The organism is Isoptericola sp. S6320L, from assembly GCF_023015685.1.
Classification (GTDB): domain Bacteria; phylum Actinomycetota; class Actinomycetes; order Actinomycetales; family Cellulomonadaceae; genus Isoptericola; species Isoptericola halotolerans_A.
In genome coordinates, this window is record NZ_JALKAT010000033.1 from 1 (window position 1) to 24,701 (window position 24,701).

General features: G+C 72.6%; 23 protein-coding genes. 9 read left to right on the forward strand and 14 right to left on the reverse strand.

All coding sequences use genetic code 11. The annotated features are described in order from the left end of the window. Positions 1–35: 35 nt before the first annotated feature. Positions 36–800, reverse strand: a complete 765-nt coding sequence (gene ppgK, locus MWU57_RS14810; RefSeq protein ID WP_246910164.1) for a polyphosphate--glucose phosphotransferase — start codon at positions 798–800, stop codon at positions 36–38. 28 nt (positions 801–828) lie between these two features. Here ppgK and MWU57_RS14815 point away from each other — a divergent pair, with 28 nt between their 5' ends. Next, a complete protein-coding gene (locus MWU57_RS14815) occupies positions 829–1,032 on the forward strand; it encodes an SPOR domain-containing protein (RefSeq protein ID WP_246910165.1) in 204 nt (67 codons plus the stop codon). A 22-nt stretch (positions 1,033–1,054) separates the two neighbouring features. On the opposite strand, the gene panB is transcribed toward MWU57_RS14815, so the two are convergent. Next, positions 1,055–1,957, reverse strand: coding sequence for a 3-methyl-2-oxobutanoate hydroxymethyltransferase (gene panB / locus MWU57_RS14820; RefSeq protein ID WP_281495780.1), 903 nt, complete (start codon positions 1,955–1,957; stop codon positions 1,055–1,057). A gap of 106 nt (positions 1,958–2,063) precedes the next feature. On the opposite strand from panB, the gene glnA (MWU57_RS14825) reads away from it, so the two are divergent. Together glnA (MWU57_RS14825) and MWU57_RS14830 are read left to right on the forward strand one after the other, a co-directional pair. Next, complete coding sequence (gene glnA, locus MWU57_RS14825; protein WP_106269570.1) at positions 2,064–3,401, forward strand: type I glutamate--ammonia ligase; 1,338 nt, start codon at positions 2,064–2,066, stop codon at positions 3,399–3,401. A 35-nt stretch (positions 3,402–3,436) separates the two neighbouring features. Continuing rightward, on the forward strand, positions 3,437–6,583 hold the full coding sequence (locus tag MWU57_RS14830) for a bifunctional [glutamine synthetase] adenylyltransferase/[glutamine synthetase]-adenylyl-L-tyrosine phosphorylase (RefSeq protein WP_246910167.1): 3,147 nt from the start codon (positions 3,437–3,439) through the stop codon (positions 6,581–6,583). A 12-nt stretch (positions 6,584–6,595) separates the two neighbouring features. Here the strand turns inward: MWU57_RS14830 and MWU57_RS14835 are convergent, their stop codons facing one another. The 6 genes from MWU57_RS14835 to MWU57_RS14860 all read right to left on the reverse strand — a co-directional run bounded on the left by MWU57_RS14835 (position 6,596) and on the right by MWU57_RS14860 (position 11,191). Continuing rightward, positions 6,596–7,309 (reverse strand): ABC transporter permease subunit, encoded by a 714-nt coding sequence (locus MWU57_RS14835; RefSeq protein WP_106269568.1) that lies wholly within the window; start codon positions 7,307–7,309, stop codon positions 6,596–6,598. A gap of 8 nt (positions 7,310–7,317) precedes the next feature. Further along, complete coding sequence (locus MWU57_RS14840; protein ID WP_106269567.1) at positions 7,318–8,229, reverse strand: ABC transporter ATP-binding protein; 912 nt, start codon at positions 8,227–8,229, stop codon at positions 7,318–7,320. Then, positions 8,229–9,134, reverse strand: coding sequence for an ABC transporter permease (locus tag MWU57_RS14845; protein WP_246910169.1), 906 nt, complete (start codon positions 9,132–9,134; stop codon positions 8,229–8,231). The genes MWU57_RS14840 and MWU57_RS14845 overlap by 1 nt, the downstream gene beginning before the upstream one ends. Continuing rightward, a complete protein-coding gene (locus MWU57_RS14850) occupies positions 9,121–10,035 on the reverse strand; it encodes an ABC transporter ATP-binding protein (RefSeq protein ID WP_106269565.1) in 915 nt (304 codons plus the stop codon). Before MWU57_RS14850 ends, MWU57_RS14845 begins: the two co-directional genes overlap by 14 nt. A gap of 63 nt (positions 10,036–10,098) precedes the next feature. Continuing rightward, a complete protein-coding gene (locus MWU57_RS14855; protein WP_246910171.1) occupies positions 10,099–10,878 on the reverse strand; it encodes a DUF429 domain-containing protein in 780 nt (259 codons plus the stop codon). 10 nt (positions 10,879–10,888) lie between these two features. Next, positions 10,889–11,191, reverse strand: coding sequence for a helix-turn-helix transcriptional regulator (locus tag MWU57_RS14860; protein WP_246910173.1), 303 nt, complete (start codon positions 11,189–11,191; stop codon positions 10,889–10,891). 68 nt (positions 11,192–11,259) lie between these two features. Between MWU57_RS14860 and map the strand changes: the two genes are divergently transcribed. Next, positions 11,260–12,039: a type I methionyl aminopeptidase gene (map, locus tag MWU57_RS14865; protein ID WP_246910175.1), complete on the forward strand. Its 780-nt coding sequence runs from the start codon at positions 11,260–11,262 to the stop codon at positions 12,037–12,039. 176 nt (positions 12,040–12,215) lie between these two features. Continuing rightward, the gene (locus MWU57_RS14870) at positions 12,216–12,647 is read left to right on the forward strand and encodes a hypothetical protein (RefSeq protein ID WP_246910177.1); all 432 of its coding nucleotides are present in this window, start codon (positions 12,216–12,218) and stop codon (positions 12,645–12,647) included. Positions 12,648–12,809: 162 nt separating this feature from the next. Here MWU57_RS14870 and glnA (MWU57_RS14875) read toward each other — a convergent pair whose 3' ends face one another. Further along, positions 12,810–14,234, reverse strand: a complete 1,425-nt coding sequence (glnA, locus tag MWU57_RS14875) for a type I glutamate--ammonia ligase (RefSeq protein WP_106269560.1) — start codon at positions 14,232–14,234, stop codon at positions 12,810–12,812. A gap of 134 nt (positions 14,235–14,368) precedes the next feature. Between glnA (MWU57_RS14875) and MWU57_RS14880 the strand changes: the two genes are divergently transcribed. Continuing rightward, complete coding sequence (locus MWU57_RS14880; protein ID WP_246910179.1) at positions 14,369–14,815, forward strand: RDD family protein; 447 nt, start codon at positions 14,369–14,371, stop codon at positions 14,813–14,815. A gap of 45 nt (positions 14,816–14,860) precedes the next feature. On the opposite strand, the gene MWU57_RS14885 is transcribed toward MWU57_RS14880, so the two are convergent. From MWU57_RS14885 to MWU57_RS14900, 4 genes are read right to left on the reverse strand one after another with little or no spacing between them, the layout of a single operon-like run. Then, entirely contained in the window at positions 14,861–15,595 is a 735-nt protein-coding gene (locus MWU57_RS14885) for a DUF4191 domain-containing protein (RefSeq protein WP_106269558.1), read from the reverse strand. An 11-nt stretch (positions 15,596–15,606) separates the two neighbouring features. Continuing rightward, complete coding sequence (gene lipA / locus MWU57_RS14890) at positions 15,607–16,617, reverse strand: lipoyl synthase (RefSeq protein ID WP_106269557.1); 1,011 nt, start codon at positions 16,615–16,617, stop codon at positions 15,607–15,609. Between the two features lie 26 nt (positions 16,618–16,643). Next, positions 16,644–17,336: a lipoyl(octanoyl) transferase LipB gene (gene lipB, locus MWU57_RS14895; RefSeq protein ID WP_246910181.1), complete on the reverse strand. Its 693-nt coding sequence runs from the start codon at positions 17,334–17,336 to the stop codon at positions 16,644–16,646. 9 nt (positions 17,337–17,345) lie between these two features. Continuing rightward, on the reverse strand, positions 17,346–17,804 hold the full coding sequence (locus MWU57_RS14900; protein ID WP_246910183.1) for a MarR family winged helix-turn-helix transcriptional regulator: 459 nt from the start codon (positions 17,802–17,804) through the stop codon (positions 17,346–17,348). Between MWU57_RS14900 and MWU57_RS14905 the strand changes: the two genes are divergently transcribed. From MWU57_RS14905 to MWU57_RS14915, 3 genes are read left to right on the forward strand one after another with little or no spacing between them, the layout of a single operon-like run. Then, positions 17,805–20,129 carry an MMPL family transporter gene (locus tag MWU57_RS14905; RefSeq protein ID WP_308221192.1) on the forward strand — a complete coding sequence of 775 codons (2,325 nt, stop codon included), beginning with the start codon at positions 17,805–17,807 and terminating at the stop codon, positions 20,127–20,129. Positions 20,130–20,166: 37 nt separating this feature from the next. Beyond that, positions 20,167–21,267, forward strand: a complete 1,101-nt coding sequence (locus tag MWU57_RS14910) for a Gfo/Idh/MocA family oxidoreductase (protein ID WP_246910185.1) — start codon at positions 20,167–20,169, stop codon at positions 21,265–21,267. A gap of 56 nt (positions 21,268–21,323) precedes the next feature. Then, a complete protein-coding gene (locus MWU57_RS14915) occupies positions 21,324–22,670 on the forward strand; it encodes a hypothetical protein (protein ID WP_246910187.1) in 1,347 nt (448 codons plus the stop codon). A gap of 108 nt (positions 22,671–22,778) precedes the next feature. On the opposite strand, the gene sucB is transcribed toward MWU57_RS14915, so the two are convergent. Beyond that, on the reverse strand, positions 22,779–24,584 hold the full coding sequence (gene sucB / locus MWU57_RS14920; RefSeq protein ID WP_246910189.1) for a 2-oxoglutarate dehydrogenase, E2 component, dihydrolipoamide succinyltransferase: 1,806 nt from the start codon (positions 24,582–24,584) through the stop codon (positions 22,779–22,781). Positions 24,585–24,701 lie beyond the last annotated feature (117 nt).

A 24,701-nucleotide genomic window follows, 5' to 3' on the forward strand; every position in this document is an offset into this window, starting at 1 on the left:
CCACCCACGGGTGGCCGGCAGCCGTGCGTCCGGGGTCAGTGCGGGCTGGCCGCCAGCGACGCCGCCCCGACGATGCCCGCCCGGTTGCGCAGGGTCGCCGGGATGATCTCGGCCCGCAGGTCCAGCAGGGGCAGGAACTTCTCGTGCTGCTTGCTGATGCCGCCACCCACGACGATGAGGTCGGGGGAGAGCAGCATCTCGACCGTCTCGAAGTAGCGCTGCAGCCGCTTGGCCCACTTCTCCCAGGACAGGTCCTCGCGGTCGCGGGCCGATTCCGCCGCCCGGGACTCGGCGTCGTGCCCGTCGATCTCCAGGTGCCCGAGCTCCGTGTTCGGCACCAGGACGCCGTCCACCAACAGGGCCGATCCGATGCCCGTGCCGAGCGTCGCCAGGAGCACCACGCCGTCGCGCCCCTGTGCGGCGCCGTAGCGCTGCTCGCCGACGCCGGCCGCGTCGGCGTCGTTGACCGCCACCGCCTCGTGCCCGGTCGCCTCGCGCACGAGCGCGGGCAGGTCGACGCCCTTCCACGACTTGTGGAGGTTGGCGATGAAGCGGACGACGCCGTGGTCCAGCGGCGCGGGGAAGGCAACCCCCACGGGGGCGTCGTCGGGCAGGTCGAAGCCGCCGATGAGCTCCGCCAGGATCTCGCCCACGGCCTCGGGCGTCGAGTGGTGGGGTGTGCGGATCCGCTGCCGGTCCGCGGTGAACTCCCCGGTGGTCAGGTCCACGGGCGCGCCCTTGATCCCGGACCCGCCGATGTCGATGCCGAAGGCCACCTGGTGCTCTCGTTGCTCAGCCATGGGCACCATCTTGGTGCAGGATCGTGCCATGAGCGAGAACAGCCCGCGTCAGACGCAGTACTGGTACAACACCGAGACCGGCGAGGTCGAGGAGGCGGCGCAGAAGTCGTCGTGGACGCACCTCATGGGCCCGTACCCCACCCGGGAGGCGGCCCAGCAGGCTCTCGACACGGCCGCTCGGCGGAACGAGAGCTGGGAGGAGGAGGACGCCGACTGGCGAGGCCCGTCCTGACGACGGCAGGCCGCTCGACCGGCTACTGCTGGAACGCGTGCTCGGGTGCCGGGAACGCACCGGTGCGCACCTCGGCGGCGAAGTCCGTGACCGCCTGGCCCAGCACGCGACCCAGCTCGGCGTAGCGGCGGGCGAACCGCGGCGACCAGTCCGTCATCCCCGCCATGTCGGTCCACACCAGCACCTGACCGTCCACGTCCGGTCCGGCCCCGATGCCGATGGTCGGGATGGCGAGGAACTCGGTGATGCGTGCGGCGACCTCCACCGGCACCATCTCCAGGACCACGGCGACCGCGCCGGCCTCCTGCACGGCGAGGGCGTCCTGGCTCAGCTCCTCGGCGGCGTCGTCGCCCCGGCCCTGCACGCGTGGTCCGCCGAGCGCGTTCTCCGACTGCGGCGTGTACCCCAGGTGCCCGACGACGGGGATGCCGGCCGACGTGATCGCCTGGATCTGGGCGGCGGACCGCCGTCCGCCCTCGAGCTTGACCGCGGAGGCTCCGGTCTCCTTCATGATCCGCACCGCCGAGGCGAGGGCCTGCTCCGGCCCGGCCTCGTAGGTGCCGAACGGCAGGTCGACGACGACGAACGCGTGCTGCGTCACCGAGGCCACCGCGCGGCCGGCCCGGACCATGTCGTCCAGGGTGACGGGCAGGGTGGTGGCGTGGCCCAGCATGGTGTTGCCGATGGAGTCGCCGACCAGGAGGGTGTCGATGCCCGCCGCGTCCATGATCGCCGCGGTGGCGGCGTCGTAGGCGGTCAGCATGGTGATCTTCTCGCCACGCTCCTTGGCCTGCTGCAGGTGGTGGACCCGCACGCGCCGGGCGCCGGCGGCGATCCCCGTCGGGGCGTCGTCGCCTGAGGTGACGGACCTCACACCGGGTGCGGGGTCGCTCGGGGCAGGAGTGTTGTGGCTCGTGGTTGCCATGGTCGATAGCGTAGGCGACAGCCGGTCGGGACCCTGTCTCGCTCCGGTCGGCGGTGCCGGAGCGGTACGTCACCCACGGTTAACAGGTATCGGGCAGGATGGGGTCATGGACAGGCAGCAGGAGTTTGTGCTCCGCACGGTCGAGGAGCGCGACATCCGCTTCATCCGTCTCTGGTTCACCGACGTGCTGGGGGTGCTCAAGTCCGTCGCGGTCGCCCCGGCGGAGCTCGAGCAGGCCTTCATCGAGGGCATCGGGTTCGACGGCAGCTCGATCGAGGGGCTGACACGGGTCTACGAGGCGGACATGATCGCCAAGCCCGATCCGACGACGTTCCAGGTGCTGCCCTGGCGCGGCGAGCGGCACGGCACCGGCCGGATGTTCTGCGACATCCTCACGCCCGAGGGCGAGCCGTCACTGGCGGACTCGCGCAACGTCCTCAAGCGTCAGCTCGCCAAGGCGAGCGACAAGGGCTTCACGTTCTACACGCACCCCGAGGTCGAGTTCTACCTGTTCAACCAGATGTCGGCGGCCGACCAGCCGCTCGTCCCGGTCGACAACGGCGGCTACTTCGACCACCTCGCCCGCGGCAGCACGCACGACTTCCGCCGTGCCGCGATCACGATGCTCGAGTCGATGGGCATCTCGGTGGAGTTCTCCCACCACGAGGCCGGTCCCGGCCAGAACGAGATCGACCTGCGCTACGCCGACGCGCTCACCACGGCCGACAACCTCATGACGTTCCGCACGGTGGTCAAGGAGGTGGCGCTCGAGCAGGGCGTCTTCGCCTCCTTCATGCCCAAGCCGTTGGCCGACAAGCCGGGCTCGGGCATGCACACCCACATGTCGCTGTTCGAGGAGGACCACAACGCCTTCCACGAGCCCGGTGCGCAGTTCGAGCTGTCCAAGACGGGCCGGCAGTTCATCGCGGGGCTGCTCGTGCACGCGGGTGAGATCACGGCCGTGACGAACCAGCACGTGAACTCGTACAAGCGCCTCTGGGGCGGTGCCGAGGCACCCAGCTACATCTGCTGGGGCCACAACAACCGCTCGGCCCTGGTGCGCGTGCCGATGTACAAGCCGGGCAAGGGCAACTCGTCGCGGGTGGAGTACCGCGCGCTGGACTCCGCCGCGAACCCGTACCTCGCCTTCGCCGTGCTGCTCGCCGCCGGTCTCAAGGGCATCGAGGAGGGCTACGACCTCCCCGAGGCCACCGAGGACGACGTGTGGGAGCTCACGGGGTCCGAGCGCCGGGCGCTCGGCATCGCACCGCTGCCCGACTCGCTCGACGAGGCGGTCGAGCTCATGGAGTCGTCCGAGCTCGTGGCCGAGACCCTCGGCGAGCACGTCTTCGACTACGTCCTGCGGAACAAGCGCAACGAGTGGGACGCCTACCGCGCGCAGGTCACGCCGTACGAGCTGCAGACGTCGCTGCAGTTCCTCTGAGCCGCGGTGGGGAACGGTGCGGCTAGGGTCGACCCGTGAGCTCGACGACGTCCGGCACCGGTAGACGCGAGACCCTGACCCGGAGGCTGCTCCGGGCAGGTTTCGCCGACCTGACACGCTCGTCCTCCCTGTGGGCCGACGACGCGCTCCAGCAGCGGTTGCGGCCGGACGACGGCGAGTCCTTGCTGCAGGCGCTCGGGGCCACGGCCGACCCGGACCTCGCGCTGCTGCAGCTGGTCCGGCTCGCCGCCGCGCCGGGCGCAGGGGACCGCATGGACAGTCTGCTGGCGGCCGACGCCTCGACACCGGCGGGACTCACCCGCGCGCGTCTCCTGGCGGTGCTCGGTGCGTCCTCGGCGCTGGGTGACGAGATCGTGCGGCGGCCGGAGCTCCTTGACGTCCTGGCCGACGAGGAGCCGAGCACCGGTGCCGACCCCGCCCAGGTCCGCGCGGAGATGCTGCGTGCCGTCGGGGCGGACCCCGCCGCCGAGGTGCCCGTCGCCGCAGCCGACCCGACCCCCGGCACCGACGAGACGCCGTCGTGGGCGGACACCGAAGCCCGCACCGCCACCGATGCGCTGCGACGGGCCTACCGGGCGCGCCTGCTGCGCATCGCCGCGACCGACCTGACGGCGGCCGACCCGCTGGTCGTGCTCCCGGGCGTCGCCGCGGCGCTGTCGGACCTGGCCTCGGCCGCCCTGGAAGGGGCGCTCGCCGTCGCCCGGGCACAGCTGCCGGACCATGGAGCCGGCGTGCGCCTCGCCGTGATCGGGATGGGCAAGACCGGCGGCCGCGAGCTCAACTACGTCTCCGACGTCGACGTCGTGTACGTGTGCGAGCCCGCGCTCGCCTCGGACGGCACGCCCGCCATGGAGGAGTCGGCGGCCATGCGGGTGGGCACGCAGCTCGCCTCCCGCCTGCAGAAGGTGTGCGCCGGGACGTCGGTCGAGCCGTCGCTGTGGGAGGTGGACGCCGCACTGCGGCCCGAGGGCAAGAACGGGCCGCTGGTGCGCTCGCTGGAGAGTCACCTGGCCTACTACGAGCGCTGGGCCGAGACGTGGGAGTTCCAGGCCCTGCTCAAGGCGCGGCACGTCGCGGGCGACGTCGAGCTCGGTGCCGCCTACCGCGACGCCGTCGACCCGTTCGTGTGGGCGGCCGTGAACCGCGACCACTTCGTGGAGGACGCGCAGGCGATGCGCCGCCGCGTCGAGCAGAACGTCCCGGTCGCCGAGTCCGACCGGCAGATCAAGCTCGGCAAGGGCGGTCTGCGCGACGTCGAGTTCACCGTCCAGCTCCTCCAGCTCGTGCACGGTCGCGCGGCCGAGGGCATCCGCGCGGCCAACACCTTCGCGGCCCTGGACGCGCTCGCGCACGCAGGGTTCGTCGGCCGCGAGCACGCGGCACGCATGGGGGAGTGCTACCGGTTCCTGCGTTCCCTCGAGCACCGGGTCCAGCTCTTCCGCCTGCGGCGGACGCACCTGCTGCCCACCTCCGAGGAAGACCTGCGCCGGCTCGCCCGCTCGCTGGGCATGCGCGGCCAGGGCGCCGACGACCTGATGCGTCGCTGGCGCGACACCCGTCGCGAGGTCCGTGCCCTGCACGAGGCCGTCTTCTACCGACCGCTGCTGCCGGCCTGGGCCCAGCTGTCGGACGACGAGCTGTCTCTCGCGCCCGACGCCGCCCGCGCCCGGTTCGCCGCCGTCGGCTACCGCGACCCCGACGGCGCGATGCGCCATGTCGTGGCGCTCACCGAGGGCACCTCCCGGCGCGCAGCCCTGCAGCGCCAGCTGCTACCGGTCATGCTCGGCTGGTTCGCCGAGGGCGCGGACCCCGACGCCGGCCTCCTGGCCTTCCGCAAGCTCTCCGAGAGCCTCGGGGCGACCCCCTGGTACCTGCGGCTGCTGCGGGACTCGGGCAACGCCGCCTACCATCTGGCGCACCTGCTGGCCTCCTCGCGGTACCTGGCCGACGCCCTGGCCAGGTCGCCGGAGTCGGTGCAGTGGCTCGCCGACACGTCGCGGCTGGAGCCGCGCGGGCCGGAGCGGCTCGCCGCCGAGGCCGACGCCGTCCTCACCCGCTCCGAGGATCCCGGCCCCGCGGCGACCAAGCTGCGTGCCCTGCGCCGCCGCGAGCTGGCCCGTACCGGTGCCGGCGAGGTGCTGGGCGTCCTCGACCCCGTGCGCGCGCAGGCCGCCATCTCCGACGCGGCGGACATGGTGCTGCTGGGCGGGATGCGCGTGGCCCAGTACTCGGCCCGCTCGGAGATGGGGCTCGGACCCGACCCTGCCGCCAACCCCACCCGCATGCTCGTCGTGGCGATGGGTCGCCTCGGTGGCCGCGAGATGGGGTACGGGTCGGACGCCGACGTGATGTTCGTGCACGACCCGGTGCCCGGCGCCGACACCAAGCAGGCCCAGGACTTCGCCCTGCGCACGGCGCGGACCCTGCAGAAGATGCTCTCCGCCGTCGGCCCCGAGCCGAACCTGCCCGTCGACGCGGACCTGCGCCCCGAGGGGCGCCAGGGGCCGCTGGTACGCACCTTCGACTCGTACGCCGAGTACTACGAGCGGTGGATCGACGTCTGGGAGCAGCAGGCGCTGCTCCGGGCGCGGCCGGTCGCCGGAGCGCTCGGCGGTGACGCCGACCTCGCGCGACGGTTCACCGAGATGGTCGCCCGGTACCGCTACCCGGCCGGCGGACTGGCCGAACCGGCGTCGCGGGAGGTCCGCCGCATCAAGGCGCGGGTCGAGGCCGAGCGGCTGCCGCGGGGCGCCGACCCCACACGACACCTCAAGCTCGGCCGCGGCGGGGTCTCCGACGTCGAGTGGGCGGTACAGCTCCTGCAGCTCCAGCACGCCCACGAGGTGCCGGCGCTCCGCGTCACGGAGACCGTCGCCGCGCTCGACGCCGCGGAGGCGGCCGGGTTGCTCGACGAGCTCGACGCGGAGTGGTTGCGCGAGGGCTGGGTGCTGGCCTCACGCCTGCGGTCCGCGCTGGTGCTGTGGTCCGGGAAGGTCGGCGGGCCGCGTGGCGACGTGCTGCCCGCCGACGCGTGGGCGTTGTCCGGGCTGGCGAACCTCCTGGGCGACGTCGGGACCGGCGGCGAGCTCGAGGAGCTCTACCTGCGCACGTCCCGCAGGGCCCGGACCGTCATGGAGCGGGTGGTCTACGGCGAGGAGTGAGCCGGCGCGCTGTCATTCCTCCGAGGTCAGGGTGAGGGCGTTGAGGCGGCTGCCCGCGTACCAGGTCGCGGCGACGAACCCGCCGACGATCAGGCCGTAGGCGAGGCCGAGACCGACGTCGGCCGTGACCAGGCCGGACGGCGCGATGGACTCGGTGACCGACAGCGCCCACTGCTGCACGCTGAGGTTCCGCGCGCCCGGCACGAAGCTGCCGACCAGGCTCTCCCAGATCAGCGCGTACACCAGGCCGATGATGACCGCGTGCCGGGTGACGATGGTGAGCAGCAGGAAGAGCACGCTGTACACCGCTCCGGCGGCCAGGGCCCCGGCGCCGAACGCGAGCACGGTGCGGGGGCCGGCGCCGAGCACGGCTGCGGCCAGCATCGTCGGGACGACGGCGAGCGCGACGACCGCCCCGACCGCGACCAGCAGCTTGCTCTGCACGATGGTGTGCCGGGAGACGGGCTTGGCGAGCAGGTGGACGATCGAGCCGTCGTCGATCTCCGGGGCGATCGCGCCGGTGCCCACGATGAGGCCGAACAGCGGCAGGAACGTGGAGAAGGCGACGGCGCGCAGCAGCGCCGCGGCGTCGGCCTCCGAGACGGGGGCGAGCAGGCGGGTGGCCACCGCGATCACGACGAGCAGCAGCGCCAGGGCGCCGAGCAGCCACAGGCGTCGGCCGCCCAGCATGCCCTGGGCGGTCAGGCGGACGATGGTGCGATTCACGATGGCTCCTAGTTCTCGACGAGGTAGGAGAACACGCTCTCCAACGACTCGTCCGCGGGCGAGACCTCGAACAGACGGACGTCCGCGTCGCGGGCGACCCGGGGGAGCAGCTCGGCGAAGCGGAGGAACTCCCGGGCCTGGACCCGCAGCACCCCGTCCTCGAGGCTGACGCCGGCGGTCGACGCGTCCGCCACGAGCGCGGAGGCGAGGGCCCGGTCGTCGCTCGAGGCGATGGTGTACTGGTGCGGCCGGTCGGTCATCAGCCGGCGGATCTCGCGGTAGTCTCCCGACGCCGCGTACCGGCCCGCGACGACCACCTCGATCTGGTGCGCGAGCTGCTCCACCTCCTCGAGGATGTGCGAGCTGAACAGCACCGTGCGCCCCTCGGCACCCATGCGCCGCAGCAGCTCGATCAGGTGCAGCCGCTGGCGCGGGTCCATCCCGTTGAACGGTTCGTCCAGCAGCAGCACCTGCGGGTCGTGCACCAGCGCGGAGGCCATCTTGACCCGCTGCTTCATCCCCTTGGAGTACTCGCCGATCTTGCGGTCCTGCGCCTGCTGCATGGCGACCGTCTCCAGCGCGCGCTGCGCGGCGGCGCCGGCGTCGGGCAGACCGTGCAGCTCGGCGCTCGCCACGACGAGCTGGCGTCCCGTGAGGAAGTCGTAGGTGGCCTCCCGCTCGGTGACGATGCCGAGGGCACGGTAGACCTCCGGGTTCTTCCACGTGGCCGCGCCGTCGAGCGTGACCGCGCCGGCCGACGGCGGCAGGAACCCGGCGAGCATGTTGATGAGGGTGGACTTGCCGGCGCCGTTCGGTCCCAGCAGCCCGGTGATCCCCGGACCGATCGACATCGTGACGTCGTTGACCGCGACGACGTTGCCGAACCAGCGCGAGCACGTGTCGATCGTGAGGGTGGCCATCAGACCTTCACCTTCCGGTAGCGGCGGGTCAGCGCCCAGTAGGTCAGGGCGACCACTCCCAGCGTCACGACGAGGAACACGAGCCCGGCGAGGTCGCTCGGCGGCCCGGCCGGCGTCGACGCCGTCACGCCGAACGCCCAGACCTGCACGCCGTCGACCAGCGTCATGGGGGAGAAGAGGCCGATCCACCCGGCCGCGGCCGAGTTGTCGGCGTCGAACGCGACCACGCCCTGGAGGCTGGAGACGATCGAGTAGCTGAGCGCCAGCACGGTGACGATCGCGGCGATGCCGAACCCGCGGCGTGAGGTGAAGGAGGCGATGAGCACCGAGAGGCTCGCCAGCACGGCGGAGAACAGCACCGCACCCAGCAGCGCCTGGGCGACGTCGACAGACTCGCGCCCGGCGTCGAATCCCGCGGCCAGCGAGCCGAGGTAGAGCACGACCAGCGGGACGGCGAGCAGGACGAGCACCGCCGTCGTCATCGCGGCGAGCTTCGCCCGGACGTAGTCGACGCGTTCGAGCGGCCGTGCCAGGTAGAGCGGCAGCGAGTGGAACCGCAGGTCCAGCGACACCGCCTGCGGTGCCGCCACCGCGACGAAGATCGCCAGCGCCGCCTGCATGATCATCGCGTACCGGGTGTACGGCACCACCGGGGCGTCGAGCTGACCCATGTTCGCCCCGACGACGGCGACGACGGCGAGCACGACCGCCGGCAGCACCAGGACGACGAACATGCCGATCGGCACGACCTTGGACCGCGCCGCGCGGCCGAGGCCGAAGGCGCCGCGCAGGCTGTGGGTGTACAGCCCGAGCGTGATCGCTCGGCGGGTCAGGCGCTCGCCGTCGTAGCCCCGGTAGCCGATGTTGTGGATGACGCCTGTCGGCGAGCCGTCAGCGTGCGACACGGGTGGCCTCCTCGTCGAACACCTCGGCGATGTGGTGGCGCCGGGGCTCCAGGCGGACCAGCCCGAGCCCGTGGTCCGCGACGACGTCGCGCACCAGGTCGTACGTCTCGTCGCCGGCGAGCTCCACCAGCAGCAGCAGCCCGTCCCGGGTGACCTCCAGGCCCGCGGCGCGCAGCGCGGCGAGCGCCGTGGCGGGCTCCGCGACGACCTCGAGCGCGAGCTGCGCGCTGGACCGGGTGAAGTCGGCGACCGACGACGACCGCAGGAGCGTGCCGCCGTCGATGATGACGACGTTGTCGCAGATCCGCTCCAGCTCGCCGAGCAGGTGGGACGTGACGAGCACCGAGATCCCGAAGTCGGTGTAGATGCGCCGCACCAGCGCGAGCATCTCGTCGCGGCCGGCGGGGTCCAGGCCGTTGGTGGGCTCGTCGAGGAACACCACGTCCGGGTCGTGCACCAGGGCCTGCGCCAGCTTGACCCGCTGCTTCATGCCGGTGGAGTACCCGCCGATCGGCCGGTAGCGCTCCTCGTAGAGCCCGACGTGCCGCAGCGTGTCGGCGGCGCGTTCGCGGGCCGCCGACGTCGGCAGCCCGGACATGCGCGCCAGGTGGACCACGAGCTCGGTGGCGGAGACGTCGCCGGGCAGGCAGTCGTGCTCGGGCATGTAGCCCACGCGGCTGCGCAGGGCGAGGCCTTCTGTGTCGATGTCGTGCCCGAGGACGCGCGCGCCGCCCGACGTCGCGCCCGTCAGCCCCAGGAGGATCTTGATGAGCGTCGACTTGCCGGCGCCGTTGGCGCCGACCAGCCCGGTGACGCCGTCACCGACGTCGATGGACAGCGACTCCAGGGCGGTGACACCCGGATATCGCTTGGTGAGTCGTTCCGTGGAGATGACTGGCACGGGCCTCACGCTAGCGACGCGGGCCGGCGGCGGATAGCCCTTCGGGCGCGGACCAGGGACTTCTCAGGGTGAACCCTGACGAGGTCGAGCCGGCGGGACGAGCGGCGGGTCGTCCGACAGGCCGGCCGGTGGCAGCGCGATCCACCCCTCGGTGCGAGCGTCCTGGACGGCGTCGGGCGGGACCGGCTCGCAGCGGCCGTGCAGCACGAGGCCTGCCACGAGGGCGCAGACGACGGCGTCGAGCGCGTCGTCGTGGTCGAGGCAGAAGGGTTCGTGACCACCCAGGTCCAGCCACGGGACGGACGCGGCGAGCTCCTCGAGGAGCCTGGCACGGACGGTCCCAGCCTCCGCCGAGCTGCCCTTGTACGTCCGGTACGGCAGCCCCCAGATCTTCAACGCCGCCGCCGGGTAGGTCTCGACCACGGCGCCCGATCCTCCGGTCCGGTCGACGACCGTCCCGGCCCGCACCAGACGGGACAGCACGGCCGCGCACCGCATGGCCGTGGCGCCGATCCGCTCGGCGGAGACGCTGAGCGGCCGGACCCCGACGCGTTCGACGACGTACCGGTCCGTCGCCCGCAGCAGGAGCGGTGCCCGGCTGAGCGGCACATCGAGGTCGAGGCCGCCGTCGCGGTGCGCGACGACGTAGTCGACGAAAGCCGTCGGCCAGCCCAGCGGGCAGTCGACGCCGGTCCTGTCCGCACGGTCGACCAGCGCGACGAGGTCGTCGTCGTCCGCGCCGAGTGCGACGTCCGTCAGGCGCGCTCCGTCGGCGTGCCAGTCGATCGTCGCGACGCCCGTCTTTCGCGGGTCGGTCGAGAGGTCGATGCCGCCGGACCGCATACGTGACCGCTCAGGACGCCAGGCGCTCGCGGGCGCTGCGACCGGTGCCGGCGGGCTCGGCGTCGCGCTCGGCGCGGGTGACCTCGGCCCAGACCTCGTCGAGGGAGAGGCCGAGGACGTCGGCGATCGCCGCGATGGTCGAGAACGCCGGGGTGGCGACGCGACCGGTCTCGATCTTCCGGAGGGTCTCCGGCGAGACTCCTGCGTCCAGCGCGGTCTGGAGCATCGAGCGGTCTGCGCGGGCATGACGGAGCACGGCGCCGAGGCGGCGCCCTCGCTCGACGTCCTCGGGGGTGAGCGGCAACCGGACCATGCTGCCGATTGTAGTACCGGGATAGTATGGCCGGGATAGTTATTGGGAGCACATGGAAGAGGCGTCGCATGATCGAGATCCTGAACCCTGCCGAGCTGGCCCGTGCGAAGCAGGCCGGCGCTCTGGTGGCGGACATCCTGCAGACGCTGAAGCGCCGGGCATCGGTCGGGACGAACCTCCTGGACATCGACCGGTGGGCGCGATCGATGATCGACGACGCCGGAGCGGTGTCGTGCTACGTCGACTACGAGCCGTCGTTCGGGCGGGGGCCGTTCGGCCACTACGTCTGCACGGCGGTCAACGACGCCGTGCTGCACGGGCGACCGCACGACGCCACGCTCCGCGACGGAGATCTGCTGACGCTCGACCTCGCCGTCCTCCTCGACGGGATCGCCGCCGACTCCGCGATCAGCTTCGTCGTCGGTGACTCGAGGCCAGCGGCGAGCATCGCGATGATCGAGACCACCGAGCGTGCGCTGGCGGCGGGCATCGCCGCGGCCCGGCCCGGGGCGCGCATCGGCGACATCTCGCACGCCATCGGCACCGTGCTGTCGGAGGCCGGGTACCCGATCAACACGGAGTTCGGCGGTCACGGGATCGGGTCGACGATGCACCAGGACCCGCACGTGGCCAACACCGGCCGGCCGGGCCGCGGGTACAGGCTCCGGCCGGGCCTGCTGCTGGCGCTCGAGCCGTGGGTCATGGAGGACACCGCCGAGCTCGTCACCGACCCGGACGCCTGGACGCTGCGCAGTGCAACCGGCTCTCGGACCGCGCACAGCGAGCACACCATCGCCATCACCGACGACGGGGCGGAGATCCTCACGCTGCCGACGCCGCCCGCGTGAGGTCGACGGCATTTCACTCGATCAGCATGATTCGACGCGGGCCGGGCAGCGGTGAGATGGACGCACGACCCAAGTGCCGCCCGGGACATCGCATCGAGCGCCTCGCGTTCAGCGACGGACCCCTCGCCATGCAGACTGCCTGGTCGAGGTCGACAGCGGTGCGGGAGGGAACGGAAATGACTCAGCAAGCCATGCCGATGCCGCGGGCGGGCGACGTCGACGAGGAGCGAAGCGGTCTGGCGACCGGCTTCATCGTGTTCGCCGCCGTCATGATGATGCTGGCCGGGAGCTTCCAGGCCGTCGCCGGCCTGGTCGGGATCTTCCAGGACGACTTCTACGTCACGACCTCGAACTACCTGCTGCGGCTCGACACCACCACGTGGGGCTGGATCCACCTGCTGCTCGGCGTGCTCGTCCTGCTCGTCGGGTTCGCCGTGCTGTCCGGCAGGACGTGGGGGCGAGTCGTCGGGATCGGTCTGGCGTCCCTCAGTGCGCTGGCGAACTTCATCTTCATCCCGTACTACCCGGTGTGGTCCCTGGTGGTCATCGCCGTCGACGTCTTCGTCATCTGGGCGCTGGCAGCACACGGGCGTCAGATGGCTCACTGACGCTCGTGGGGCTGCGGGCTGCGGGCTGCGCCCGTTCCCACCGACGTGCTGCACCGCACCGAGCGACGCAGAACGGCGGCTGACACCGCACGACGTCGGTGGACGTCCGTGCGGGTCAGCCGCCGTTCCGGCGACATCAGGAGGCCCTAGGCGGGCCGCCGATCAGATGTCGTAGTAGAGCTCGAACTCGTGCGGGTGCGGGCGCAGACGGATCGGGTCAATCTCGTGCGTGCGCTTGTAGTCGATCCACGTGGCGATGAGGTCCTCGGAGAAGACGTCGCCCTCGGTGAGGAAGTCGTGGTCGGCCTCGAGGTTGTCGAGGGCCTCGCCGAGGGAGGCGGGGACCTGGGCGATCTCCGCGTGCTCCTCGGGCGGCAGCTCGTAGAGGTCCTTGTCGACCGGCGCCGGCGGCTCGATGCGGTTCTTGATGCCGTCGATGCCCGCGAGGAGCTGGGCGGCGAACGCCAGGTACGGGTTGGCCGAGGGGTCCGGCACGCGGAACTCGACGCGCTTGGCCTTCGGCGAGTTGCCGGTGACCGGGATGCGGATGCACGCGGAGCGGTTGCGGGCCGAGTAGACCAGGTTGACCGGGGCCTCGTAGCCGGGCACGAGGCGGTGGTACGAGTTGGCAGACGGGTTCGTGAACGCCAGCAGCGACGGGGCGTGCTTGAGCAGGCCGCCGATGTACCAGCGGGCCATGTCGGACAGGCCGCCGTAGCCCTTCTCGTCGTAGAACAGCGGCTCGCCGTTCAGCCACAGCGACTGGTGCGAGTGCATGCCCGAGCCGTTGTCGCCGAAGATCGGCTTCGGCATGAAGGTCACGGACTTGCCGGCCTGCCAGGCGACGTTCTTGACGACGTACTTGAACTTCATCAGGTCGTCGGCGGAGTGCAGCAGGGTGTTGAACTTGTAGTTGATCTCCTGCTGGCCGGCGGTGCCCACCTCGTGGTGCGCGCGCTCGACGTCGAGACCGACCTGTGCCAGCGCGGCGCAGATGTCGTCGCGGAGGTCCGCGAACTGGTCGTTGGGCGAGACGGGGAAGTAGCCACCCTTGTAGCGGGTCTTGTACCCGAGGTTGCCACCTTCCTCCTCGCGGCCGGTGTTCCACGCGGCCTCGACGGAGTCGATCTGGTAGAAGCTCGAGTTCGCCGACGTGGCGAAGCGGACGTCGTCGAAGATGTAGAACTCGGCCTCGGGGGCGAAGAACGCGGTGTCCGCGATGCCGGTCGAGCGCAGGTACGCCTCGGCCTTGGCGGCGATCGTGCGCGGGTCGCGACCGTAGGGCTCGTCCGTGAACGGGTCCACGATCGAGAAGTTCATGATGAGCGTCTTGCGCTTGCGGAAGGGGTCGAGGTACGCCGTGGTGACGTCCGGGACCAGCTTCATGTCCGACTCGTGGATCGCCTGGAAGCCTCGGATCGAGGAGCCGTCGAACATCAGGCCCTCGGTGAAGGAGTCCTCGTCGAACTGCCCGACGGGGATGTTGAAGTGCTGCATCACGCCCGGCAGGTCGATGAACCGGACGTCGATGAACTCCACCCCCTCGTTGCGGGTGAAGGCGATTGCCTCCTCGGCATTGGTGAACATGCAGGCTCTCCTTGGTGAGACGGTGCCAGGTCGCTCGGCGCCCATGACGCTAGGGCCGCAGGGTTACCCTTGCATAGCGCGAATGTTTCGGCGGTGTTACGTGACCCTCTGGTTGCCGCGCGTAGGCTGATCACATGGCTTCACGAGGCGATCTTGGTTCCTGGTTGAACGGCGGAAACGTCCCGCCTGGTGAGACGCCGGGTCCCGACAGGCTCGGTCTGCCCTCGGCCGGAACCGGTTCGCGCGCGCCGCTGGGCCGCCGACTGGTCGCGCTGTGCCTCGACTGGGCGGTCGCCAGCGGTATCAGCTACGGATTCTTCGCCTACGACGCGGGCGCCACGCTGGCCGTCTTCGCCGTCATGAACCTGCTCCTGGTCGCGTCCGTCGGCTCGACGATCGGGCACCGGCTGCTCGGCCTGCGGGTGCGGCGACTCGGGGTCGCCGGGGAGCACATCGTCGGTTTCGGCCGCGCCGCGGTGCGCACCGTCCTGCTCTGCCTGGTGATCCCCGCCGTCGTGTGGGACACCGACGGCCGGGGCCTGCACGACAGAGCGGCCGGCACCGTCATCGTTCGTCGATGACCGTGCCGACCGCCGGGAGCTCGTCGGGCTCGGCGAGCCGGGGGCTCAGCGCCCGCGCATCCCCTTGCGGTCCGGACGGGCCTTCATGGGGTCGACGCCCTTGGGCACCGGGAGCCGGACCCCGCCGAGCGCCTTGAGCCGCTTGCCGACCTCGGCCGCCTCGGCGCGCGTCAGCGTCTTCTTCATCCGCTGCACCTTGCGGGCGACCTTCGGCAGGGGGATCTGGTCCGGCTCGGTGCCGACCTGCAGCGTGGTGATCGGGACGTTCTGCAGCACCCGCGCCGTGCGCCGGCGCTCGTCGTCGAGCATCCGCTGCACCCGGTGCGACGGGCCCTCGGAGACCAGGACGACGCCCGGCCGACCGATGCCCCGGAACACGAGGTCCTGCTGGCGGTTGACGGCGACCGGCTCGTCCTCGAAGCTCCACCCGCCGCGCACCGTGCCGAGGGCGGCACGGACGGCGCCCGGCTGCCCCTCGATCTGGGTGTACGCGGCGCGCTCGGCCTTGCGGGTGAGGACGAACATGGCCCCCAGCAAGGAGAACGGCAGCCCGATGACGGCCGCGTAGACCGGGTGGCCGGTGAGGAACCCGATGAGCAGCGCGATCGCGAGGATGCCGCAGAAGACCGCGAGCATGATCCAGGTGACGAGGGGGTCCTGCCGCCTCGTCATCTGGTAGGCGGCCCATACCTGGTGGTACCACCGCTGCTTCTTGGGCTTCTTCTGCTTCTTCGTGGGCGCGTCGGCGGAGTCGCCGGCGCCGGACTTGGTGCGGGCCATGGTGGTTGAGTCTACTGGGCCCGAGAGGCCATCAGGCTCGCGGCCTCCTGGCGCGCGGTCGTCGGCTCGGTGAGGTGCGCCAGAGCCGCGGGCACAGCCTGCCCGCGCTGGGTCATGGCCTGGCCCCACAGCCGCCCGGCGCGGTACGAGGAACGCACGAGCGGACCGGCCATGACGCCGAGGAACCCGACCGCCTCGGCGTGGTCGCTCAGCTCGACGAACTCCTCCGGGCGGACCCAGCGGTCGACCGGGTGGTGGCGCAGGGAGGGGCGCAGGTACTGCGTGATGGTGATGAGGTCGCAGCCGGCGGCGTGCAGGTCCTCGAGCGCCTGCTTGACCTCGTCGATGGTCTCGCCCATGCCGAGGATCAGGTTGGACTTCGTCACCAGGCCGGCCTCGCGGGCGCGGGTGAGCACCGACAGGGACCGCTCGTAGCGGAACGCCGGACGGATCTGCTTGAAGATCCGCGGCACCGTCTCCACGTTGTGCGCGAGCACCTCGGGGCGGGAGTCGTTGACCTCGTCGAGGAGCTCGGGGATCGCGTTGAAGTCCGGGATGAGGAGCTCGACACCCGTGCCCGGGTTGAGGGCGTGGATCTGCCGGACGGTCTCGGCGTAGAGCCAGGCTCCGCCGTCGGCCAGGTCGTCCCGGGCCACACCCGTGATCGTCGAGTACTTCAAGCCCATCTCCTGGACCGACTCGGCCACGCGGCGGGGCTCGTCGGCGTCGAAGTCGGCCGGCTTGCCGGTGTCGATCTGGCAGAAGTCGCACCGGCGGGTGCACTGGTCGCCCCCGATGAGGAAGGTCGCCTCCCGGTCCTCCCAGCACTCGAAGATGTTCGGACAGCCCGCCTCCTCGCACACCGTGTGCAGGCCACCGCCCTTCACGAGCCCCTTGAGCTCCTTGTACTCGGGACCCATGACCGCGCGGGTCTTGATCCAGTCGGGCTTCTTCTCGATGGGGGTGGTGGCGTTGCGGGCCTCGACCCGCAGCATGCGGCGGCCCTCAGGTGCGATGGTCACGACGTCGGTCCCTTCGTAGACGCGACTCAGCCTACGGCGGCTGTCGTGGACGGGGGGCGGGTGTCTTGATCGGTGACCGTGAGTTCCGTCACCAGGGGTGCCAGGTGCTCGACCAGGGCCGACGCCAGGAGCGGCCGGACCTCCTCGACGGTCACCGGCCGGCCGGCCTCGACGGACAGCGAGGTCACGTCGGCGTCGGCGATCCCGCACGGGACGATGGTGTCGAAGGCCGTCAGGTCAGGGTCGCAGTTGAGCGCCAGGCCGTGCATGGTGACGCCCTTGGCGACGCGCGCCCCGATGGCGCACACCTTCCGCTCGCGGCGCGCGGACGCTCCGTCCGCGGCGAACCAGACGCCGGAGCGTCCGTCGACGCGGACCGTCGCCAGCCCGAGCGTGGCGCAGACGTCCATCACGGCTTCCTCGAGCGTGCGGACGTACCGGACGACGTCGACGGGGGAGCGCAGCGCGACGACGGGGTACGCGACGATCTGGCCCGGCCCGTGCCAGGTGATCTTCCCTCCACGGTCGACGTCCACGACCTCGGTGCCGTCGGTGGGGTACTCGTCGCGTCGCGTGCGCCGCCCGGCGGTGTAGACGCCGTCGTGCTCGAGCAGGTAGGTGACGCCGGGCGCGCCGCCCCGGACGGACTCGTGCGTGCGGCGCTGCAGGTCCCAGCCCTCGCGGTAGTCCGTGAGGCCGGGCAGCGTGACGACGTCCATGCGGGCAGGCTACTCCTCGGCGTCCGGCTCGCTCGTGCGCTGTGCGCGGACCATCGTGACGAGCAGCTCCCGGAGCTCCTTCGCCTGCTGCTCGTCGAGGCCGCGCAGCGCGAGGTCCTCCGCGGGCTGCCTGCGCGCGGCCTCCTGCGCGGCGGCCATCCCGGCACCGGTGACCGTCACGGTCCGCCGCCGGCGGTCGCGCGGGTCCGTGGTCCGCGTGACGTAACCGGACCGCTCGAGCCGGGCGACGACCTTGCTCATGGTCTGCTCGGTGACGCCGGAGACGGCGGCCAGCTCGCGCTGGGTGTGCGGGCCGCCCATGAGGTGCAGCAGCACGGGGAAACCGGCATGGTTGAGCTCCCAGCCGGCCAGGTGCTCGTTCCACTCGTGCTCGATGCGGCGCACGACGGTGAAGAGCAGCCGACCGGTGGGCCAGTCGGCCGGTTCGTCGCTCGTCGGGTCGGTCACTTGCCCAGGATCCCCTTCCCGTGGAGAATACTCAACATGCTGAGTAATAGATGGACGGGCGTTGTCCGTGGTCTGGTCATTCTGGCAGCCATCGGCGTGTGGCTCGCGGTCGGGGCTTTCGGGGGGCAGGCCCAGGGCCAGCTCAGCAGCGTCCAGACCAACGACTCCGCGGCGTTCCTCCCGGCCAGCGCCGAGTCCACCGAGGCCGCCGAGCTGGCCGCGCAGTTCACCGACGACGAGGCGCTGCCCGCCCTCGTCGTGGCCGAGACCGCCGACGGCTCGCAGCTCACCGAGGACCAGCTCGCCGCGGTCCAGGCGTTCGCCGACGCCGCCCCCGACGCCCCGCTCGAGGGCACCAGCGGCGACGAGCCCGCCACGGTCGGCGACGCCAGCGTCGCCGACCCGGTCGTCGTCCCGTCCGAGGACGGCCAGGCCGCCCTGGTGGTCGTCTCCCTGGACGCCGATCTCGCGCAGGAGGACGTGGGCGCCGAGGAGTCCAGCGTCTCCGAGCTGGCGATCGGCGCGCTGCGCGCCCTGTCGGCCGCCGACACCGCCGACGGCGGGCTCGCCGGTTCCGGTCTCGAGTCCTGGGTCACCGGGCCCGCCGGGTTCGTCGCGGACCTCGTGGCAGCGTTCGGTGCCATCGACACCGTGCTGCTGCTCGTCGCCCTGGGCGCCGTCCTGGTGATCCTCGCGCTCGTGTACCGCTCGCCGGTGCTGCCGTTCGTCGTGATCTTCAACGCCGTCCTCGCCCTGAGCCTCGCCGGCCTGGTCGTCTACCAGCTCGCGGCCAACGACATCCTGACCCTGAACGGCCAGTCGCAGGGCATCCTGTCGATCCTCGTCGTCGGCGCGTCGGTCGACTACGCGCTCCTCGTCGTCGCCCGCTACCGCGAGGAGCTGCTCGTCACACCCTCGCCGTACACCGCCCTGCGCCGGGCGGTGCGAGCCTCGATCGAACCGATCGCCGCCAGCGCGGGGACCGTCATCGCGGGTCTGCTGTGCCTGCTGCTGTCCGACCTGTCCTCGAACCGCAGCCTCGGCCCGGTCGCGGCGATCGGCATCGTCGCGGCGTTCCTGTCCGCGCTCACCCTCCTGCCGGCGCTGCTGCTGGTCGGCGGACGCCGTGCCCGCTGGGTCTTCTGGCCCCGCATCCCGCACGCCGCCCCCGGCGCGGCCGACGGTCTCGGCACGCCGCAGGGCGAGCAGCCGGCCACCGTCGCCGCCGCCGAGGCGTCCGACGACGACGTCCAGGTCGCCGTCGCCGGTCACGGGGTGTGGTCGCGCGTCGCCAGGTTCGTCGGCCGGCACGACCGGCCCGTCTGGATCATCACCGCCCTGGTCCTCGCGGCGGGTGCGGCGTTCGTCCCGACCCTCGACGCCGACGGCACCGGCGACTCCGAGGTCTTCCTGACGCAGGTGGACTCGGTCGACGGGGAGGAGGCCCTGACCCGGCACTTCGAGGGCGTGTCGGCACAGCCGGTGACCGTCATCGCGCCGGCCGAGGACCTCGACGCCGTCGTGGAGGCCGCGGAGTCGACCGACGGCGTCTCCGCCGCCACGCCCGTCACCGACCAGCCTGCTCCGGCACCCGGGGCGCCCGCCCAGGGTGATCCCCTCGTCATCGACGGCATGGTGCGCGTCGACGTCACCACGTCCGCACCCTCCGACAGCCAGGAGGCCGTGGAGACGGTCTCCGCGGTGCGGGACGCCGTCCACGACATCTCGCCCGACTTGCTGGTGGGCGGTGCGGCGGCGGAACGCCTCGACACGCAGGTGGCGGGTCAGCGGGACCTGCGGGTCATCGTGCCGGTCGTGCTCGCGGTCGTGCTGCTGATCCTCATGCTGCTGCTCCGCTCGGTTCTCGCGGCGGTGCTGCTGATGGCCGCCAACGTGCTGTCCTTCGGCGCGGCGCTCGGCGTCGCGGCGCTGCTGTTCAACAACGTCTTCGACTTCCCGGGGGCGGACCCCTCGGTGCCGCTCTACGCCTTCTGCTTCCTCGTCGCGCTCGGCGTCGACTACTCGATCTTCCTCATGACGCGGGTCAGGGAGGAGAGCCTGCGCGTGGGCACCCGGCAGGGGGTCCTGCGCGGGCTGGCGGTGACCGGGTCGGTGATCACCTCGGCCGGCGTGGTCCTCGCCGCGACCTTCGCCGCGCTCGGCGTGATCCCGCTGCTCTTCCTGGCCCAGCTCGCCTTCATCGTGGCGTTCGGCGTGCTCGTCGACACGCTCGTGGTGCGCAGCCTGCTCGTGCCTGCGCTGGTGCACGACATCGGCGACCGGACGTGGTGGCCGGCACGGCTGGCACGGCACACGGCGCGCTGACCGGCCGGACCGCCCGGCGTCGGGCACCATGGTCCCCATGGTGGATCACGGGGACACGACGGTGACGGCCGACGCGGACGGCGTCGCGCCCGCCGACTACGCGCCGCTGCGGCTGGCGATCATCGGGTACGGGGGAGCCGGGCGCGAGATCCACGGCCGGCTCGCGGCCGAGGCCGGGCACACCGTCACGGCCGTGCTGACGCGGGACTCGGGCCGGCGCAACCAGGCCGCCGGCGACTGGCCGGGTGCGCGCCTGCTCGGTGACCTGGCCGAGCTGATCGAGCTGCGGTCTCGCTACGACCTCGTCGTCGTGGCGAGCCCGACGGCGCTGCACGCCGAGCACGCGGCGGCGCTCGCCCGCGCCGGCGTCCCGTTCGTCCTCGACAAGCCGATCGGCGTCGACGTCCACGAGGCCCGCGCGGTCGTCGCGGAGGCCGGTGCGACCGGCACGCCGTTCACCGTGTTCCACAACCGTCGCTGGGACCCGGAGCAGCGCACGCTGGCCGCGTTGCTCGGCCGCGGGCAGCTCGGCGAGGTGCACACGTTCGAGCGTCGCTGGGAGCGGTGGCGTCCCGTGCCGCGCAAGCGGTGGAAGGAGAACGACACGGCCGGCGGTGGCCTGCTGCTGGACCTCGGGCCGCACCTCGTGGACTCCGCCACCCAGCTCTTCGGCCGCGTCACCAGCGTGTGGGCGCAGACCCGGGCGCTGACCACGCCCACCGAGGACGACGTCTTCCTCGTGCTGGCGCACGAGCCGGGCGGTGGGTCGGCCGCCAGCCCGCACGCCGTCGTCTCCCGCTTGTGGGCAGGTTCCGTCGTCGGCGCGCCCGGGCCCCGGACCCGGGTCCTGGGGACCGGCGGCGCCTATCTGGTCACGACGTTCGAGCAGGACGCCTCACCGCTCGAGCGGTTCGACGACGACGCCCCGGCCGGGACGCACGGCTGGCTCACCCGCGGTCGGGACCGCGAGCCGGTGCCGGTCGCGCCCGGGGGGCACGCCGACTTCTACCGGTCGCTCGCGCCCTGGCTCGCGGGGGACGCTCCCGCCCCCGTGGACCCTGCGGACGCCGTCCGCACCACCGAGGTGCTCGACGCGGCACGGACGTCCGCCCGGGAGGGCCGCCAGATCAGCCTCTGAGCCGGGGCTGTGGACGGCCGGAGCAGGGCGATGCCCGTTCGGTGTTCCATGGGGGCGTGCAGACCGACGACGTCCTGACCGTCCCCGCCGATGCCGCCGCCCGCGCGGAGCTCCTGGAACGGCTGCGGCTCCTCGCCACCGTGGACCATCCCTGCGTGGAGCCGGTGGGCACCGCGGCGACGAGCTCCGACGGCACCCTCCGTGTCCCGCGCGGCGCCGGGACCGCGACCGATCTGCCGACGGTGCTCGCCGTGCGCAGCCGGTGCGACGTGCCCGAGGCAGCGGGGATCGCCGTCGCCGTCGCCCAGGGCTTGGCGGCGCTGCACAGCGCCGGGATCGTGCACGGGCCGCCCGCCGCCGCCGACGTCGTCGTGGCGCTCGACGGCCGGCCACGCCTCCGCCCGCGGCTCGCCTGCCCGGAGGGAGCCGTCGCGGAGGCCGACGACGTCCACGGCCTCGCGCTGCTCGTCGACTCGCTGGTCGACCCGGCCGACTCGGACGCGACCGTGGCGCTCCGGGCCGCCCTGGCTCCGGCGCTCGCGGGTGATCCACGCGTCCGGCCGGAGGCGGGCACGCTCGCCGCCAGGGTCGACGACGCCGTGCCGCCGGTGCCCGTACGGCTCCCGGAACCGGCCGTGCTCGCCGCCGCCGTGCTGGGACGTGGCCGGGGAGCCGAGCGGACGGCCGACCCGGGGCGCCGTTCCCGGCACCGCCGGGCGCGCCGGCCGCGGACCGGTCCGGTGCCGACCACCCGACGCCGTGCGGACCTGCGGCCCCGGCCACGCCGTGCGGGCGCCGTCCGGCGTGCCGGTGCGTGGCGGACCGGGCTCGGGGTCGCCGGCGTGGCCGTCGTCGTGGCGGCGCTGGTCGGCGTCGGCCTGCACGTCGCCGGACCGGCAGGTCCGCCGGCGGTGGTGACGGCGGCCGAGGAGCCTGCGCCCCGGGGACCGGTCGGCGCGGAGCCACCCGGCGCGGAGCCGCAGGGCGCGGACGCCGGGGACGTGGAGGCGGAGGACGACGACCTGACGCTCGACCGCACCGACCCGGCGGGAGCAGCGGCGGAGCTGACGCGGCGGCGTGCCGAGCTCCTGACGGGAGAGCGGGCTGTGGAGGAGGTCTCGCTGGCCGGCTCGGCCGCCCACCAGGCCGATGCTGCGCTCGTGGCCCGCGCGCAGGGGGACGGCACCTCGGTGTCCGGTGCCGAGCTCAGCGTCACCTCGGCACGGACGACCAGTGGGCCGGCCGACGGTGCGGCGGAGGTGGTCGTGGAGTACGTCGTCGGGCCGCACGAACAGGTCGGCCAGGACGGGAGCACGGTACAGGTACCGGGCGGGGAACGGCAGACGGCGGTCCTGACCCTCTCCTGGACCGCCGACGGGTGGCGCGTCACCGACGTCGCCTGAGGGGCAGGGTGCCCCGCCCGGTGCTGCCCGGTGCTGCCCGGTGCTGCCGAACGCCGACGGGCGAGGACCCCTGAGGGTCCCCGCCCGTCGGCGTGATCGGTCAGCGGGTCAGAGCCCGACCTCCGACTCGAACGCGGCCTCCTCGATGCGGTTCTTGATCGCGGTGAGGAAGCGGGCGGCGTCCGCGCCGTCCACCAGGCGGTGGTCGTACGAGAGGAAGATGTGCGCGAACTGGCGGATCGCGATGCTCTCCTCGCCGTCGGGCCCGGTCACCACGGCGGGCCGCTTGGTGATGGTGCCGGTCCCCAGGATGGCGACCTGGCCGACCGGGACGATCGGTGTGTCGATGAGCGCCCCGCCGGAGCCGGTGTTCGTGATGGTGAACGTGGCACCGCTGAGGTCGTCCGGGCCCACCTTGTTGTCCCGCGTGCGGGCTGCGAGGTCGCCGATCTGGCGGGCGATGCCGGCCAGGTTCAGGTCGCCGGCGTTCTTGATCACCGGGACGATGAGACCGCGCTCGGTGTCGACCGCCAGGCCGATGTTCTCCGAGCTGTGGTAGGTGATCTCGCCCTTGTCCGTGTCGATCGAGGCGTTGATCTTGGGGAACGCCTTGAGGGCCTCGACCGCGGCGAGCGTGTAGAACGGCAGGAACGTGAGGTTCGCGCCCTCGCGCGCCTTGAAGCCGGCCTTCGCCTGCGCACGGAGCCTGGCGACCTTGGTGACGTCGACCTCGACCACCGTGGTGAGCTGGGCCTGCGTCTGCATCGCCTCGAGCATGCGCTCCGCGACGACCTTGCGCAGCCGCGACATCTTCTCGGTCGTGCCGCGCAGCGGCGAGACCTCGGGGACCGTCGGCTTCTTCGGTGCGGACGCCGGAGCCTCCGACGCGGCGGGTGCCGCGGCCGGGGCGGCGGCCTTCTCCGCAGCGGCGAGGACGTCCTCCTTGCGGACGCGACCGCCCACGCCGGTGCCCTGGATGGACGAGACGTCCACGCCCTTCTCCGCGGCGAGCTTGCGCACGAGCGGGGTCAGGTAGGAGCTCTTGCCACCGGCGGGTGCCGCCGGTGCCTCCGAGGCGGGGGCAGGCTTCTCGGCCGCCGGAGCGGGCTGCTCGGCGGCGGGGGCCGGAGCGGGCGACGACGGAGCCGGGGACTGTGCCGGTGCCGCCTTCTCAGCGGCGGGCTCCGCGGGGGCCGGCTCGGGGGCGCCGACGGGCTCGGGAGCCTTGGCGGGCTCCGGCTCGGCCTGCTCCGCCGGGGCGGAGCCGGAGCCGACGAGCGCCAGCACGGCGCCGACCTCGACCGTCTCGTCCTCGTCCACGACGATCTTCTGGAGCGTGCCGGCCACGGGGGAGGGGATCTCGGTGTCGACCTTGTCGGTGGAGACCTCGAGCAGGGCCTCGTCGACCTCGACGGTGTCGCCGACCGCCTTGAGCCACCGGGTGACGGTGCCCTCGGTGACGGACTCGCCGAGTGCCGGCAGGGTCACCTCGGTGCCCTCGCCGTCTCCACCCGGCGAAGCCTGCTCGGCAGGCTCCTCGGCGGACTGCTCGGAGGACTCCGCGGGGGCGGGCTCCGGCTCGGCCTGCTTCTCCGGCTCCGGCTCGGCGGGCTTCTCGGGCTCGGCCTCGGGCTCGGGAGCGGCCTCGGCCGGTGCCGCAGCATCGCCGCCGCCCGATCCGTCGCCGATGACGGCGAGCGTGGCGCCGACCTCGACGGTCTCGTCCTCCTCCGCGAGGATCTGCTCCAGCACGCCCGCGACGGGGGAGGGGATCTCGGTGTCGACCTTGTCGGTGGAGACCTCGAGCAGGGGCTCGTCGACCTCCACGGTGTCGCCGACCGCCTTGAGCCAGCGGGTGACGGTGCCCTCGGTGACGGACTCGCCGAGTGCCGGCAGCTGCACGTTCTCAGACATGACCTGTGGAGTCTCCTTCGATCAGTGGGTCAGGCGACGTGCCGAGGCCGGTCGACCGGTGTTCCGGTCGGAACCTCTCCGGTTGCCGCGTTCCTGGGTCACTGCGCCTCATCTTGT